Below are 14,388 nucleotides of genomic sequence, written 5' to 3'. Positions count from 1 at the left end.
GAAGTGCGGGGCCGGCATTGTAGTGAGCCTGCCCCGGCTTTGCGCGCTTGACCGCGCCGCGTGCGGGCGTTACGCGCGGGCGCCTGTGCCCTGGTGGTCAGGCGGTGATGCGCAGGATCCTGCCCAGCGTTTCGACCATCTGCCCGATCTGCTCGGGGGTGACGATCAGCGGCGGTGACAGCGCGATGACATCGCCGGTGACGCGCACCAGCAGGCCGCCGTCGTGGAAGCAGCGTTCGAACACCTCGTAGCCGCGTGCGCCGGGCGCGCCGTCGCGTGGCGCCAGCTCGATCGCGCCAATCAGGCCGATGTTGCGGATGTCGATGACGTGCGGCAGCCCGCGCAGGCTGTGCAGCGCGTCTTCCCATTGCGGGCCCAGCGTGATCGCGCGGTCGAACAGGTGTTCTTCGGCGTAGGTGTCCAGCGCGGCGATGGCCGCGGCGCAGGCCAGCGGATGGCCGGAATAGGTGTAGCCGTGGAAGAGCTCGATCGCGTTCTGCGCCCCCTGCATGAAGGCCGCGTGGATCGCATCGGCCACCAGGACCGCGCCCATCGGCACGCTGCCGCTGGTCAGCCCCTTGGCGGCGGTGATCAGGTCCGGCATGACGCCGAAGCGTTGCGCCGCGAACGCATCGCCGACCCGGCCGAAGCCGGTGATGACCTCGTCGAACACCAGCACGATGCCGTGGCGGTCGCAGATGGCACGCAGCCGCTGCAGATAGCCTTCCGGCGGCAGGATCACCCCGGCCGAGCCGGATACCGGCTCGACGAAGACCGCCGCAATGGTGGAGGCATCGTGCAGGGTGATCAGGCGTTCCAGATCGTCGGCCAGTTCGGCGCCGTGCGCCGGCAGCCCGCGCGCGTAGGCATTGCGTTGCAGATCCAGCGTATGCCGCAGATGGTCGGTGCCGGCCAGCAGGGGGCCGAACCATTTGCGGTTGTTGGGCAGCCCGCCGATCGACATGCCGCCGAAGCCGACCCCGTGATAGGCCTTCTCGCGGCCGATGAAGCGGGTGCGCTGGCCCTCGCCGCGCAGGCGGTGGTAGGCCAGCACGATCTTCATCGCGCTATCGACCGCCTCCGAGCCGGAGTTGGTGAAGAACACATGGCCCAGGCCGGGCGGTGCGATCGCGGCCAGCCGCTGCGCCAGCACGAACGGCAGCGGTGAACCCATCTGGAAGGTCGGCGCGAAATCCAGCGTGCCGGCCTGCTCACGGATCGCCGCCACGATGCGCTCGCGGGCGTGGCCGGCATTGCAGCACCACAGCCCGGCGGTGCCGTCCAGGATCTGGCGGCCGTCGACATCGCGGTAGTACATGCCGGCAGCGGAGGCCAGCAGGCGCGGGCGCGCCTTGAACTGGCGATTGGCGGTGAACGGCATCCAGAACGCGTCCAGGTGCGCCGGTGCCTGCAGCGCGTGCGCGCCATCGCGCGGAGGGTGGTCGTGCATGGCGGACTCCGTCGCTGGGAAGCGTCCGACTGTACGGCCACCGCGCGTCGGCCGTCACCCCGGCCGAGCGCGACGGCGAGCACGATTTGCGGACCCGCATGCGCCGATCCGCATGGACTAGTCAATTAGTCGCAACGTCGGCCGCTAAGCTGTGGGAACGCCTTGTGGCGCAGGCCATGACGGGTTTTTGACTGGCTGCGGGGCGTGCCGAAGCATTGCAAAGATTCAACGATCGCCGATGATGCGCCAGACGAGTGCCAGTTGGGCCTGGTAGTCGCCGCTGCCCTTATCGCAACACGTCAATCGATCGCAGCCATCAATCGTTTTCGGAACCACTGACACCGCCTGCATGCAGCCATCCTGTCGGGCGCTCCGGACACACTTCTATCGCACTTTTTTAGGGGAACGGGAATGACACAAGGGTCCACCGTGGCGAGCGCCAACGGCGCAGACGCCGGCCTGCTGTCCAAGGAGCGCATCGTTGCGCGTCCGGGCTTCAATCGTTGGTTGGTACCGCCGGCGGCACTGGCGATCCACCTGTGTATCGGCATGGCCTATGGCTTCAGCGTGTTCTGGTTGCCGCTGTCCAAGGCGCTGGGCATCACCGAGGCGATCGCGTGCCCGGCCGACATGGGCCTGTTCGCGCGCATGGTCGCCACCACCTGCGACTGGAAGATCAGCGAGCTGCAGTGGATGTACACGCTGTTCTTCGTGCTGCTGGGCTGCTCGGCGGCGATCTGGGGCGGCTGGCTGGAACGTGCCGGCCCGCGCAAGGCCGGTGTGGTCTCGGCGCTGTGCTGGTGCGGTGGCCTGGTGATTTCGGCGGCCGGCATCCACTTCCATCAGATCTGGATGCTGTGGCTGGGCTCGGGCGTGATCGGCGGCATTGGTCTGGGCCTGGGTTATATCTCGCCGGTGTCGACGCTGATCAAGTGGTTCCCGGACCGCCGCGGCATGGCGACCGGCATGGCGATCATGGGCTTCGGTGGCGGCGCGATGATCGGCAGCCCGCTGGCCGATGCGCTGATGCGCCACTTCGCCACGCCGACCTCGGTGGGCGTACTGGAAACCTTCCTGGTGATGGCGGCGCTGTACTTCGTCTTCATGATGGCTGGCGCGTTCGGGTACCGCGTGCCGCCGAGCGGCTGGACCCCCGCCGGCTGGACCGCGCCGGTGGCCAGCAACAACGCCATGATCACTGCCAACCACGTGCACGTGAGCAAGGTCTGGGGCATCCCGCAGTTCTGGCTGCTGTGGGGCGTGCTGTGCCTGAACGTGTCGGCCGGCATCGGCGTGATCGGCATGTCCTCGCCGATGCTGCAGGAAGTGTTCGGCGGCCGGTTGATCGGGGTGGATGTCGGCTTCGGCAGCCTGGATACGGCACAGCTGGCCAGCATCGCGGCCATCGCGGCCGGCTTCACCGGCCTGCTCAGCCTGTTCAACATCGGCGGGCGCTTCTTCTGGGCCAGCATGTCCGACAAGCTCGGCCGCAAGAACACCTACACGCTGTTTTTCGTGCTGGGCATCTGCCTGTACGCGGCTGCGCCGTCGGCCGGCGGTGTGGGCGGCATCGCGCTGTTTGCGGGCATCTTCTGCATCATCCTGTCGATGTACGGCGGTGGCTTTGCCACCATCCCGGCATATCTGGCCGACCTGTTCGGCACCCAGATGGTCGGCGCCATCCACGGCCGCCTGCTGACCGCCTGGGCCACCGCCGGCATCCTCGGTCCGGTGGTGGTCGGCTACATGCGCGAGTACCAGCTGGCCCACGGCAGCCCGCCGTCACAGGTCTACAACACCACCATGTACATCCTCGCCTGCATGTTGGTGCTCGGTCTGATCTGCAACCTGTTGGTGCGCCCGGTGGCCGCGCGTCATTTCATGACGCCCGAAGAACTGGCGCGCGAGAAGCAGCTGGCGCACGAGAAGGTGGACCGCAGTGGCAAGGCGGTGCTGCCGCCGGAGCAGATGGCGCGCATCGGGCATGGCGGCAACCCCGCCCTGGTCGCGCTGGCCTGGCTGGCGGTCGGCGTGCCGATGTCCTGGGGCATCTGGGTCACGCTGCAGAAAGCCTTCGTGCTGTTTCATTGAGATGAGATGACACTTTCGTCTTCCCGTTCCGTGCGCGCCGGCAGTGTATTGCGCACGGTTGTCCGCCATCGCGGCGGCCGCAACGCCACGGTGCAGGACATGGTGGCGGCCGAAATGCCGGTCGCCTTCCACTACAACGGCGTGCCGTTCGCGGTGATGATGGCCACGCCGGAAGACCTGGAAGATTTTGCATTCGGGTTCTCGCTGAGCGAAGGCATCGTCGACCAGCCGCAGGATCTGCGGGTGGTGGCGGTGGAGACGTTTCTGGAAGGCGCCTCGCTGCAGATCGAGATCCCGCCCGAACGTGCCGCTGCGCTGGACCGACGACGGCGCAACCTGGATGGCCGCAGCGGTTGCGGGGTGTGCGGCAACGAATCGATTGAGGCGGTGCTGCGTGTGCCGCCGCTGCTGCAATCGGCGTTGCAGATCGATGCGCAGGCCTTGGCGCGTGCGCTGGAAGCGCTGCACGCGCAGCAGCCGATCGCCGCACAGACCGGCGCGGTGCATGCCGCCGGTTGGGCCGATGTGCACGGTGTGGTGCGCTACGTGCGCGAAGACGTCGGCCGGCATAACGCGCTCGACAAGTTGATCGGTGCGCTGGCGCGGGAGCGCGTCGATGCATCGCAAGGGTTTGCGGTGGTCACCAGCCGCGCCAGTTACGAAATGGCCATGAAAGCCGCGCAGGCCCGGATCCCGCTGCTCGCAGCGATTTCGGCACCGACCGCGCTGGCGATCAGCCTGGCCGACAGTGCGGGACTGACCCTGATCGGGTTTGCCCGCGATCACGATTGTGTCGTTTACAGCCATCCGCAGCGCCTGAATCTGGGCGTTGGCGTGGGAGAGCCCGCATGAGCAAGAAGACCATCCAGCAATACGACAATCCCGCCGGCGGCTGGGGCGCATTGCGCTCGGTCGCCAAGCACCTGATGGAACAGGACATCGCGGTGCAGGGCGCCAAGACGCTGCTGCACGCCAACCAGCCGGACGGTTTCGACTGCCCCGGCTGCGCCTGGCCCGACCGCGATCACACCTCCACCTTCGAGTTCTGCGAGAACGGCGCCAAGGCCGTTGCGGCAGAGTCCACGGCGCGACGCGCCGGGCCGGAGCTGTTCGCCTCGCACAGCGTCAGCCTGCTGTCGCAGTACAGCGATTACTGGCTGGAAGGGCAGGGCCGGCTGACCCAGCCGATGCGTTACGACGCGGCCACCGACCACTACGTGCCGGTGAGCTGGGACGAGGCCTTCGCGCAGATCGCCGGGCACCTCAACGGACTGGCATCGCCGGACGAGGCGATTTTCTACACCTCCGGACGCACCAGCAACGAGGCGGCCTTCCTGTATCAGTTGTTCGTGCGAGAGTTCGGCACCAACAACTTCCCCGACTGCTCCAACATGTGCCACGAGCCGTCCGGCACCGCGCTGCGCTCACAGATCGGCGTGGGCAAGGGCACCGTGTCGCTGCACGATTTCGAACTGGCCGATGCGATCTTCATCTTCGGCCAGAATCCGGGCACCAATCACCCGCGCATGCTGGGCGAGTTGCGTCAGGCCTCCAAGCGCGGCGCGGCGATTGCGGCATTCAATCCGCTGCGCGAGCGCGGGCTGGAGAAGTTCGCCGACCCGCAGGACAAGCTGGAGATGCTGCACAACGGCTCCACCCGCATCGCCTCGGATTATTTCCAGCTCAAGATCGGCGGCGATCTGGCCGCGGTCAAGGGCATCATCAAGCATGTGCTGGAGCGCGACGCGCAGGCCCAGCGCGAGGGCACGCCACGGCTGCTGGATCTGGAATTCATCGACGCCCACACCGCCAACTTCGACGCTTTCGCTGCCGAGGTGCATGGCGAATCCTGGGACACCATCGTCGAGGAGTCCGGGCTGGACGAGGTGGCGCTGCGCAAGGCCGGCGAACTCTATCTCAATGCCGAGCGCGTGATCGCCTGCTGGGGCATGGGCATCACCCAGCACAAGCATTCGGTGGCCACCATCCACATGATCACCAACCTGCTGTTGCTGCGCGGCCATCTGGGCCGGCCGGGCGCGGGCGTGTGCCCGGTGCGCGGACACAGCAACGTGCAGGGCGACCGCACGATGATGATCTACGAAAAACCGCCGGCCGCGTTTCTGGACAAGTTGCAGACGCTGTTCGGGTTCGCGCCGCCGCGCGAAGACGGTTTCGACACTGTCGGTGCGATCGAGGCGATGCTGGACGGGCGCGGCAAGGTGTTCTTCGCGATGGGCGGCAACTTCGCTGCCGCCACGCCGGATACCGAGGCCACCCATCGCGCGCTGCGCAACTGCGAACTCACCGTGCATGTCACCACCAAGCTCAATCGCAGCCACCTGGTGCATGGGCGCGATGCGCTGATCCTGCCATGCCTGGGCCGTACCGAAATCGACATCCAGGACGCTGGCTCGCAAGGCGTGACGGTGGAAGATTCGATGAGCATGGTGCACCTGTCGGCCGGCATCAATCCGCCGGCCTCGTCGGAGCTGTTGTCCGAGCCGGCGATCGTGGCGCGGCTGGCCGAGGCGACGCTGGGTACGCGCAGCGCGATCCGCTGGCGTTGGCTGGTGGGCGACTACGACCGCATTCGCGACCTGATTGCCCAGGTGTTCCCCGATTTTGCCGACTTCAACCAGCGCGTGCGGGTGCCGGGCGGCTTCCGCCTGTCCAACACCGCGCGCGATCGCCAGTGGGTGACGCCCGAGAAGCGCGCGGTGTTCAAACCGCACGCGGTGCCGACCGACAACCCGATCCATCGCGCACGCCGCAGCCACACCGAGCAGATGGTGTTTACGCTGGCCACCACGCGCTCGCACGATCAATACAACACCACCATCTACGGGCTGGATGATCGCTACCGTGGCGTGTTCGGCGAGCGCCGCGTGCTCTTCATCAATGGCGCGGATATCGCGGCGTTGAACATGAAGGCCGGCGACTGGGTGGACCTGGAGAGCCTGTGCGAGGACGGTGTGCACCGCAAGGCGCGTCGCTTCCTGCTGGTGGACTACAACATTCCGCGCGGCTGCCTGGCGGCGTACTACCCGGAAACCAACGCGCTGGTGCCGCTGTCCAGCTTCGCCGACGAAGCGCGCACGCCCACCTCCAAGTCGATTCCGGTGATCGTGCTGCCGCACCGCGCCGAAACCGCCGATGCGGCGCCACGCGACATCGGAGCGGTGCTTGTCCGCTGATCCGCAGCTCACCGCGCTGCTGCTTGCCGCGTTGGCCGACACGCCCGAGGGCGTGTCGCTGGCGCGCCTGTGCAAGCAACTGGGCGTGCGCATGAGCGTGCTGCTGCGCACCCTGGCGTGGCTGGGCAGTGCCAGCCTGGATGGTCAACCCGGTCCAGGCTGGATCCAGCTGGAAGACCGCGGCGAGCGCCAATTTGCAGTGCTGACGGATCTCGGGCTGGCAGCGCATGCGCAACGTGCAATGACGCAAACGCAGCCGTGCGACTGAGTAACTTGCTGGTTCTTCCCGGCTGAGGAGAGCAGGAGACTGAAGCCTCTTCACTTGTACGGGAAGCTCGATCAGACGCAACCTGATCCGAACAACGCAGGCTACGCTTTGCTTGCAACCAAACACACCGACCATCTTGACTGGTCCTTGTCCGCTCACCGTCGCGGGACCTTACGCGGCATGGATGCCGCGTAAGAGCCTACATGGACGTACTTGCGGCGTGTCCTGCGATGGTGGGCGGGCAAGGGCCCCGCAGCAAAGTCGCAGACCCGACGCTCTGCAAGCGATCTATCAGCACTATCCGACCACTCCAAGACCCACCGAGCTCTTCAATCGTGGCGCCGTTATGGATGCAGTCTAAGACTTGGGTCAAAAGCCTGGTTGATCGAGCGCGCGGTGCCCTCACCGCTTGCGGGACACGCCGTGAATCCATCCGTGGAGGCTCCTCGGCGGCATCCATGCCGCCGAGGGTCCCACAACCGGCAAGGACACCGCACCAGAGAGTTGGTCGGCTGCTTTCCTCAAAGCTTATTTCTCGGCTTGCGGTGGGAAGATGAGACGTTTGTAAGTCGCGTGTTGAAAGCCTGCCGGTTGCTCGGCCTGCGTCGGGAGCTGATCGGGCGCAAGGTGATACGAACAACGCGCATCACGCACTGCTCTTAACTGCGCACACCGACCATCTTGACTGGTCCTTGTCCGCTCACCGTCGCGGGCTCTTACGCGGCATGGATGCCGCGTAAGAGCCTACAAGGATGTACTTGCGGCGTGTCCTGCGATGGTGGGCGGGCAAGGGCCCTGCAACAAGGCCACAGAGCAGTCGCTCTAACAAGCATCTATCAACACTGCCCGGCGACTCCAACGCAACCGAGATTCCGAAAGACATCAGGCTGCCACTGCCCGAAAGGCAGGCAGTCACGGCTGTAACCTTTCGTGAGCAGGTTGGTCTGCGCAAACCGTTGCTGCAATCTGCCAGAATCGGCTGACTTGTCTTGTCTGGATGCCGATCAACGATGACTGCTGCTGCGCCGCTTGCTGCTCCCATCAATTCGCCCGCGCGCGTGCTGTTCGCCAGTCTGATCGGCACCACCATCGAGTTCTTCGATTTCTATATCTACGCCACCGCTGCGGTGCTGGTGTTCCCGACGCTGTTTTTTCCGGCGGGCGATGGCAGTGCGGCGATGCTGCAGTCGCTGGCGACGTTTGCGGTGGCCTTTATCGCGCGGCCGGTGGGCTCTGCAGTGTTCGGCCATTTCGGCGACCGGATCGGGCGCAAGGCCACGTTGGTGGCGGCGCTGCTGACGATGGGCCTGTCCACCGTGGCGATCGGCTTGCTGCCCAGTTACGCGCAGATCGGCGTGTTCGCACCTGCGTTGCTGGCGCTGTGCCGCTTTGGCCAGGGTCTGGGCCTGGGGGGCGAGTGGGGCGGGGCCGTGCTGCTTGCCACCGAAAATGCACCGCCCGGCAAGCGCGTGTGGTACGGCATGTTTCCGCAGCTGGGTGCGCCGCTGGGCTTTCTGCTGTCCACTGGCACCTTTCTCGGCATGGGCGCGGTGCTCGACGATGCGCAGTTCATGCAATGGGGCTGGCGGGTGCCGTTTCTGGCCAGCGCATTGCTGGTGCTGACCGGCCTGTGGGTGCGCCTGAGCATCACCGAGACGCCGGACTTCCAGAAGGCCCTGGACCGCAAGACGCGCGTGCGCCTGCCGCTGGGGACGGTGATCTCGCAGCACTGGCCGGCGCTGATCATCGGCACGCTGGGCGCATTCGCCACCTTCGTGCTGTTCTATCTGATGACCGTGTTCGCGCTGGGCTACGGGACCAAGACCCTGGGCTACGACAAGGAGCAATTCCTGCTGTTGCAGATGGCCGGGATCGTGTTTTTCGCGATCGGCATCCCGCTGTCGGCCAGGTTCGGCGACCGGCATGGCGCGCCGCTGGCGATGATGCTGGCCAGTGTGGCGATCATCGCGTTCGGGTTGGCGTTCGCGCCGCTGTTCCAGGCCAATCACCCGTTGCAGGTGCTCGCGTTCCTTGCACTGGGGTTCTTCTTCATGGGCCTGACCTACGGCCCCTGCGGCACGCTGCTGGCCGAGCTGTATCCCACCGAGGTGCGCTACACCGGAGCCTCGCTGTCGTTCAACCTGGCCAGCATCCTGGGGGCGGCACCGGCGCCGTACGTGGCCACGCAACTGGCCGCACGCTATGGCGTGCAGGCGGTCGGGCAGTATCTGGGCGCCGCGGCGGTGTTGAGCCTGCTGGCGTTGATCGTGGCCCGCAGATCGCGTCGCCCGGTTGGCGTTTGAAGGCGTACGCGAGTCGGCGTCATCGTTGAGGTGGATTGCGCCCAGGTGCAGAGTGGTCGCTAGCGGAACAGCCGCTTGAGTGTGCGTCCCAGCCAGTTGCCGTGCTGGTGGCTGCGCGCGAACTGGTCCAGATGTGCGATCACCTGCGGCGCATAGGCCTGGTCGTCGCCGCGGATATGGTTGAACAACCAGCGCGAAAGCATGCTGCGGAGTTCGTCGCAGACGTCTTCGCCGGCCTGGAACCGCAGCCGGTACTCGCCGACACGTTTGCCGAAGACCTCGTGCACGCGCTTGTGCGCCAGGCTGAAGGGGTAGCCGGCTTCCTCCATCAGTTCTTCCTCGAAGGCAAAGTGCGACAGCGTGTAGTCGATCAATTCGTCGATCACCTCGGCCACTGCCAGGCGTTGCAGGCTGGTGTGAGCGGCATGCAGCTGATTGATCATTTCCACGATGCGCCGGTGTTGGTGATCGATGACCTCGATCCCGGTGTTGAGGTCGTCCTGCCAGACCAGCAAAGCCATCGTTCGCCCTTGTTCCATACGGTGAGGGCACGATAGGCGCACGTGATCGCCAACGCGTTGATCTGGATCAAATCCAGTCACGGCGCGCGGGCGGCGTGCGTGCTGCGGGGCGATTCTGTGTGCCGGCGATACCGCCGGGTCGGGCGCGCCGCCGGCCGTGCAGCGCACGAACCTGCGCCGCTCAGCTGGCTAGGCGCACCTGGTTGCGGCCGCCGGCCTTGGCCAGATAGAGGTACTTGTCCGCTTCGCCCAGCAGATGGTGCAGCGACTGGCCGTCTTCGGTGGCGATGCAGACACCGATGCTCACCGTCATGCTGAGGGTTTCATCGCCGATCCGCACGCGCAGTGCGCTGATGCGTTCGCGCAGGGTTTCGAAGTAGCTGGTGGCGTTGGCGGCATCCAGCCCCGGTACCAGCAGGCAGAATTCTTCGCCGCCGAAACGCGCTACCAGATCCTGCGGCCGCGCATGACTGGAGACCGACGCGGCCACCGCGCGTAGCGCCTGGTCGCCGGCTTCGTGGCCCCAGGTGTCGTTGATGTGCTTGAAGTGGTCGATGTCCAGCATCGCCGCGGTGACCGTCTGCTCCTGCGACAGCAGGGTGGGGATTACCCGCTGGCTTTGTTCCAGGAAATAGCGCCGGTTGGGCAGGCCGGTGAGGAAGTCGCGGGTGGCCAGGTCCTGCAGCGTGCCGATCAGTTCCAGCTGGTCCACGTTCTGCGACACGCGGCAGAAGAACTCTTCGCGCGAGAACGGCTTGCGCAGGAAATCGTTGGCACCGTTCTTGAGGAAACGCGGGATCAGCGACGAGTCGTTATTGCCGGAGATGCCGATCACCGCGACCTTGTCGCGCGAACGGATCGCACGCAGACGGCGGGTGAATTCCACCCCTTCCATGCCGGGCATTTCCTGGTCGACGATGGTCAGGCGGATGCCAGGGTCGCGCTCGATCGCCTGCAGGCCGGCCGCACCGTCGGCCGCCAGCACCACGCGGTAGCCGTACATCGACAGCAACGCGGCCGCATAGGTCCGTGCGGACAGGGAATCGTCCACCACCAGCGCGGCGATGCGGCGATTGCGCTCCAGGCGTTGCACCAGCCAAGCCAGATATTCGATGCTGCCGGGCGCGTTCTTGAGCACGTAGTCGATGATCTGCTGCTGCAGCACGCGCTGGCGCAGATCCTCGTCATAGACGCCGCTGACCACCACCGTGGGCAGCTTGCGCGAGAGGAAGAATTCCACGACCTTGTCGCGGTCGCCGTCCACCAATACCAGGCCGGTCAGGACCAGAAACCAGCCGTCTTCTTCGTCCAGTACACGGGCGGCTTCCGCCAGCGTCGACACGACCGTGACCGGCAGCTCCACGCGTTGCTCGATGGCCTCGCGCAGCATGCTGGTGAAAGTGCGCGAGTTCTCCACCAGCAACACGCGTTGCGGCAGGACTGCGCTTTCACTATTGCGATGTAGGGTACCTGGGGACATCGGCTGGCCGTGCGGATCGAACCGTCATACCAGCTAACGGCCCTGCTCGCCAAAACTTGAGCGCCGCGTCTCAAAGCGCCCAAGACGGCGCCCTATATCACCACAACGCATCGCGCAGCCGGTACCAACTCATCGCTGCCACCAGCAGCGGCGTGCGCAGCAGACGCCCCCCGGGGAAGGGCCGATGCGGAATGCGTGCGAACACGTCCAGCCGTCGGCTCTGGCCGGCGATGGCCTCGGCGATGACCTGGCCGGCCAGGCCGGTGGCGGCGACGCCATGCCCGGAGAATCCCTGGGCGAAATACACGTTGGGCCCCAGCCGGCCCCAGTGCGGGGCGCGGTTGCGCGAGATGTCCACGTAGCCGCCCCACAGCGTTTGCAGCGGCACGTCGCGCAGTTGCGGGAAGACCGTGTGCATGCGCCGTGTCATCAACCGATCCAGGCCGTGCGGCGGGCGCGAGGAGTAGCTGGCGCGTCCGCCGAACAGCAGCCGGTGGTCGGCGCTGAGCCGGTAGTAGTCCAGCGCCCAGTTGGTGTCGGCGACCGCCATGTCGTTGGCGATCAGCGCGCGTGCACGGGCCTGGCCCAGCGGCGGCGTCGCACCGACATAGGTGCCGACCGGCATGATGCGGCGCTCCAGCGCCGTGGAAATGCCCTGCAGCAGGGCATTGCCGGCGATCACGCCGAACTCGGCGCTGACGCTGCCCTGGTCGGTCTGCATGGTCACGCGCGTGCCGTGCTCTAGCCGCGAGACGGGCGAGGCCTCGTGGATGCGCACGCCGGCCGCCAGCGCTGCGCGCGCCAGGCCCAGCGCATAGGCCAGCGGATGCAGATGGCCGCTGGCCGGATCGAACATCGCGCCCAGGTAGAGCGGGCTGTCCAGCACCTGCCGCGTACGCGCGCGGTCCCACCATTCCAGCGGGTAGTCGTAGCGCTCGGCCATGCGCACGATGCCGTGCTGCAAGGCCTGCACCTGGCGCGGCTTCAGCGGCACATGAGCGTGGCCGTCGCGCCAGTCGCAGGCGATGGCGTGGCGGTCGATGCGCGCGCGCAGCAGGTGCATGCCGTCGCGCGAGAAGTCGAACAGCAGCCGCGCGTCGGCATCGCCGACCAGCGCTTCCAGGGTTTCCTGCTCGCAGCCGTAGCCGACGATGGCCTGGCCGCCGTTGCGCCCGGAGGCGCCCCAGCCGATGCGCCTGGCTTCCAGCACGATGACCTTGTAGCCGGCCTCGGCCAGGGCGAGCGCGGCGGCGAGGCCGGTGTAGCCGGCGCCGAGGATGCAGACATCGGCACGTTGCACGCCCTGCAGGCATGGTTGCTGGGGCAAGGCCGGCGTGCTGCGGGCGTACCAGCTGTCGGGATAGCCGTTACCCGACGGATCGGCAGGCGGCAGCGATGTGGCCGGGCCGTCCATCAGACGATCCGCAGGTACCGGGCGTAATCCAGATCCGGCACCTGCGCCTGGTAGTCGAGCAGCTCGCGCTGTTTCTGCTGGCCGAATACGTGCTGGAACTGGCTGCCGAACTGCGCGCCGACAAAGTCGCTGGCGCCGAATGCATCCACCGCGGCTTGCCAGGTGCGCGGCCGAAAGACCGCTTGCGCATAGGCATTGCCGGTGACTGCCGCGCTGGGCTCGCCGGGATGTTGCAGGCCGTCCAGCATGGCGGCCAGCACGGCGGCGGCAGCCAGGTACGGGTTGGCATCGGCGCCGGCGATGCGATGCTCGATACGGGTGTTGCGTGCATCGCTATGCGGGATGCGCAGCGCCACGGTGCGGTTGTTGAAGCCCCAGCTCGCATCCAGCGGCACGAAGGCATTGCTGACGAACCTGCGGTAACTGTTGGCGTGCGGCGCGAACATCAGCAGCGAGGCATCGGCGTGCCGCTGCAGGCCGGCGATGGCATGGCGCAGGCGGTCGGCGGGTACATCGACGCTGCCGGCAAACACGTTGTGCCCGTCGGCATCGAGCAGGCTCACATGCAGGTGCAGGCCGCTGCCGGCCTGGCCGGGAAACGGCTTGGCCATGAAGCTGGCGAGCTTGCCCTGCTGTTGCGAAATCGCCTTGATGGTGCGCTTGAGCAGGATCGCCTCGTCGCAGGCGGCTACCGCATCGGCGCGATGCTGCAGGTTGATTTCGAACTGGCCGGGTGCGTACTCGGCCACGGCGGTGTCGGCCGGGATGCCTTGCTGGCGACAGGCGTCAGTCACCGCGTCGGTGAAGCTGCGCTGGTCGTCCAGGTCCTGCAAGGAATACACCTGGGTGCTGTCGCTGCGCACACCGGTCTGCGGGTCGCGCGGCGTCTGCGGGCGTCCTTGCGCATCGGGCACCGCATCGAACAGGTAGAACTCCAGTTCCACCGCAATGACCGGGGTCAGGCCGAGCGCAGCAAAACCGTGCAGCACGCGCTGCAAGACCGCGCGCGGCGCGACCTCGAACACGCTGCCGTCCGGCTGATGCATTGCCAGCAGCAGCTGCGCCATCGGCCGCGGTGCCCACGGCACCGGACGCAGCGAGCCGGCAATCGGCCGGCAGATGCGATCGGCATCGCCGATGGCATAGCCCAGCCCGGTTTCCTCGACGGTATTGCCGGTGATGTCGGTGGCGATCAGCGACATCGGCAGGCACACGCCATCGCGATAGACCTTGCTAATGACCTCGGCTGTCACACGTTTGCCACGCAGCACGCCGTTGGTGTCGGGCAGCAGCAGGTCGACCGCTTCGCAGCCATCGATCCGCGCCAGCGTGGCGGCATCGGTGGCGGGCAAGTACGCGACGGAGTTCTCGGAAACCATGGGCACCACCTGCAAGGTCGCCGCTCAGACTAGCAAAGCGCATGTGATCGTTCGCAACTGTGCGCGTGTGGAACCCTGGCAATGCAGGTGGCCGCACGGTAAGTTCGCAGGCATCGGCAACGCAGCCGATCAACCCGTGGCGACCACGCGCTGACAAGTCGTCGCAGTCGGAGCGATGCAGGTGATGCGCAAGCCGCCAGCTGCGCGCCACCTGTGCCCTGTACAGTGCCAGCGCCTGCCCGATGGCAAGCGCACGCGTGATGCAGCCGCGTTCAACCGGGAGAT

General features: G+C 66.5%; 10 protein-coding genes. 5 read left to right on the top strand and 5 right to left on the bottom strand.

Going from position 1 to position 14,388, the window contains the following annotated elements; all coding sequences use genetic code 11:
* Positions 1 to 97: 97 nt before the first annotated feature.
* The gene (gene aptA / locus AC1PLS_RS12360) at positions 98 to 1,450 is read right to left on the bottom strand and encodes an omega-aminotransferase AptA (RefSeq protein ID WP_481103740.1); all 1,353 of its coding nucleotides are present in this window, start codon (positions 1,448 to 1,450) and stop codon (positions 98 to 100) included.
* A gap of 411 nt (positions 1,451 to 1,861) precedes the next feature.
* Here aptA and AC1PLS_RS12355 point away from each other — a divergent pair, with 411 nt between their 5' ends.
* The 5 genes from AC1PLS_RS12355 (at position 1,862) to AC1PLS_RS12335 (ending at position 9,309) form a co-directional block, all read left to right on the top strand.
* A complete protein-coding gene (locus AC1PLS_RS12355) occupies positions 1,862 to 3,541 on the top strand; it encodes an OFA family MFS transporter (protein ID WP_481103739.1) in 1,680 nt (559 codons plus the stop codon).
* 6 nt (positions 3,542 to 3,547) lie between these two features.
* Positions 3,548 to 4,393 carry a formate dehydrogenase accessory sulfurtransferase FdhD gene (gene fdhD, locus AC1PLS_RS12350; protein ID WP_184431351.1) on the top strand — a complete coding sequence of 282 codons (846 nt, stop codon included), beginning with the start codon at positions 3,548 to 3,550 and terminating at the stop codon, positions 4,391 to 4,393.
* A complete protein-coding gene (locus tag AC1PLS_RS12345) occupies positions 4,390 to 6,738 on the top strand; it encodes an FdhF/YdeP family oxidoreductase (protein WP_481103738.1) in 2,349 nt (782 codons plus the stop codon). The genes fdhD and AC1PLS_RS12345 overlap by 4 nt, the downstream gene beginning before the upstream one ends.
* Positions 6,728 to 7,006 carry a hypothetical protein gene (locus tag AC1PLS_RS12340; protein WP_184378383.1) on the top strand — a complete coding sequence of 93 codons (279 nt, stop codon included), beginning with the start codon at positions 6,728 to 6,730 and terminating at the stop codon, positions 7,004 to 7,006. The genes AC1PLS_RS12345 and AC1PLS_RS12340 overlap by 11 nt, the downstream gene beginning before the upstream one ends.
* A 1,010-nt stretch (positions 7,007 to 8,016) precedes the next feature.
* The gene (locus AC1PLS_RS12335; protein ID WP_184456154.1) at positions 8,017 to 9,309 is read left to right on the top strand and encodes an MFS transporter; all 1,293 of its coding nucleotides are present in this window, start codon (positions 8,017 to 8,019) and stop codon (positions 9,307 to 9,309) included.
* A gap of 59 nt (positions 9,310 to 9,368) precedes the next feature.
* Here the strand turns inward: AC1PLS_RS12335 and AC1PLS_RS12330 are convergent, their stop codons facing one another.
* From AC1PLS_RS12330 to AC1PLS_RS12315, 4 genes are all read right to left on the bottom strand, one after another.
* Positions 9,369 to 9,830 (bottom strand): bacteriohemerythrin, encoded by a 462-nt coding sequence (locus tag AC1PLS_RS12330; protein ID WP_102581531.1) that lies wholly within the window; start codon positions 9,828 to 9,830, stop codon positions 9,369 to 9,371.
* Positions 9,831 to 10,011: 181 nt separating this feature from the next.
* The gene (locus AC1PLS_RS12325; RefSeq protein ID WP_024940515.1) at positions 10,012 to 11,310 is read right to left on the bottom strand and encodes a diguanylate cyclase; all 1,299 of its coding nucleotides are present in this window, start codon (positions 11,308 to 11,310) and stop codon (positions 10,012 to 10,014) included.
* 97 nt (positions 11,311 to 11,407) lie between these two features.
* Complete coding sequence (locus AC1PLS_RS12320; protein WP_104568327.1) at positions 11,408 to 12,724, bottom strand: NAD(P)/FAD-dependent oxidoreductase; 1,317 nt, start codon at positions 12,722 to 12,724, stop codon at positions 11,408 to 11,410.
* On the bottom strand, positions 12,724 to 14,103 hold the full coding sequence (locus tag AC1PLS_RS12315) for a glutamine synthetase family protein (RefSeq protein ID WP_481103737.1): 1,380 nt from the start codon (positions 14,101 to 14,103) through the stop codon (positions 12,724 to 12,726). Before AC1PLS_RS12315 ends, AC1PLS_RS12320 begins: the two co-directional genes overlap by 1 nt.
* Between the last annotated feature and the right edge of the window lie 285 nt (positions 14,104 to 14,388).

This window comes from Xanthomonas sp. NCPPB 3218 (assembly GCF_056725185.1).
Note: the sequence above shows the minus strand (reverse complement) of the source record. Positions and strands in the feature narration are given on the sequence as shown.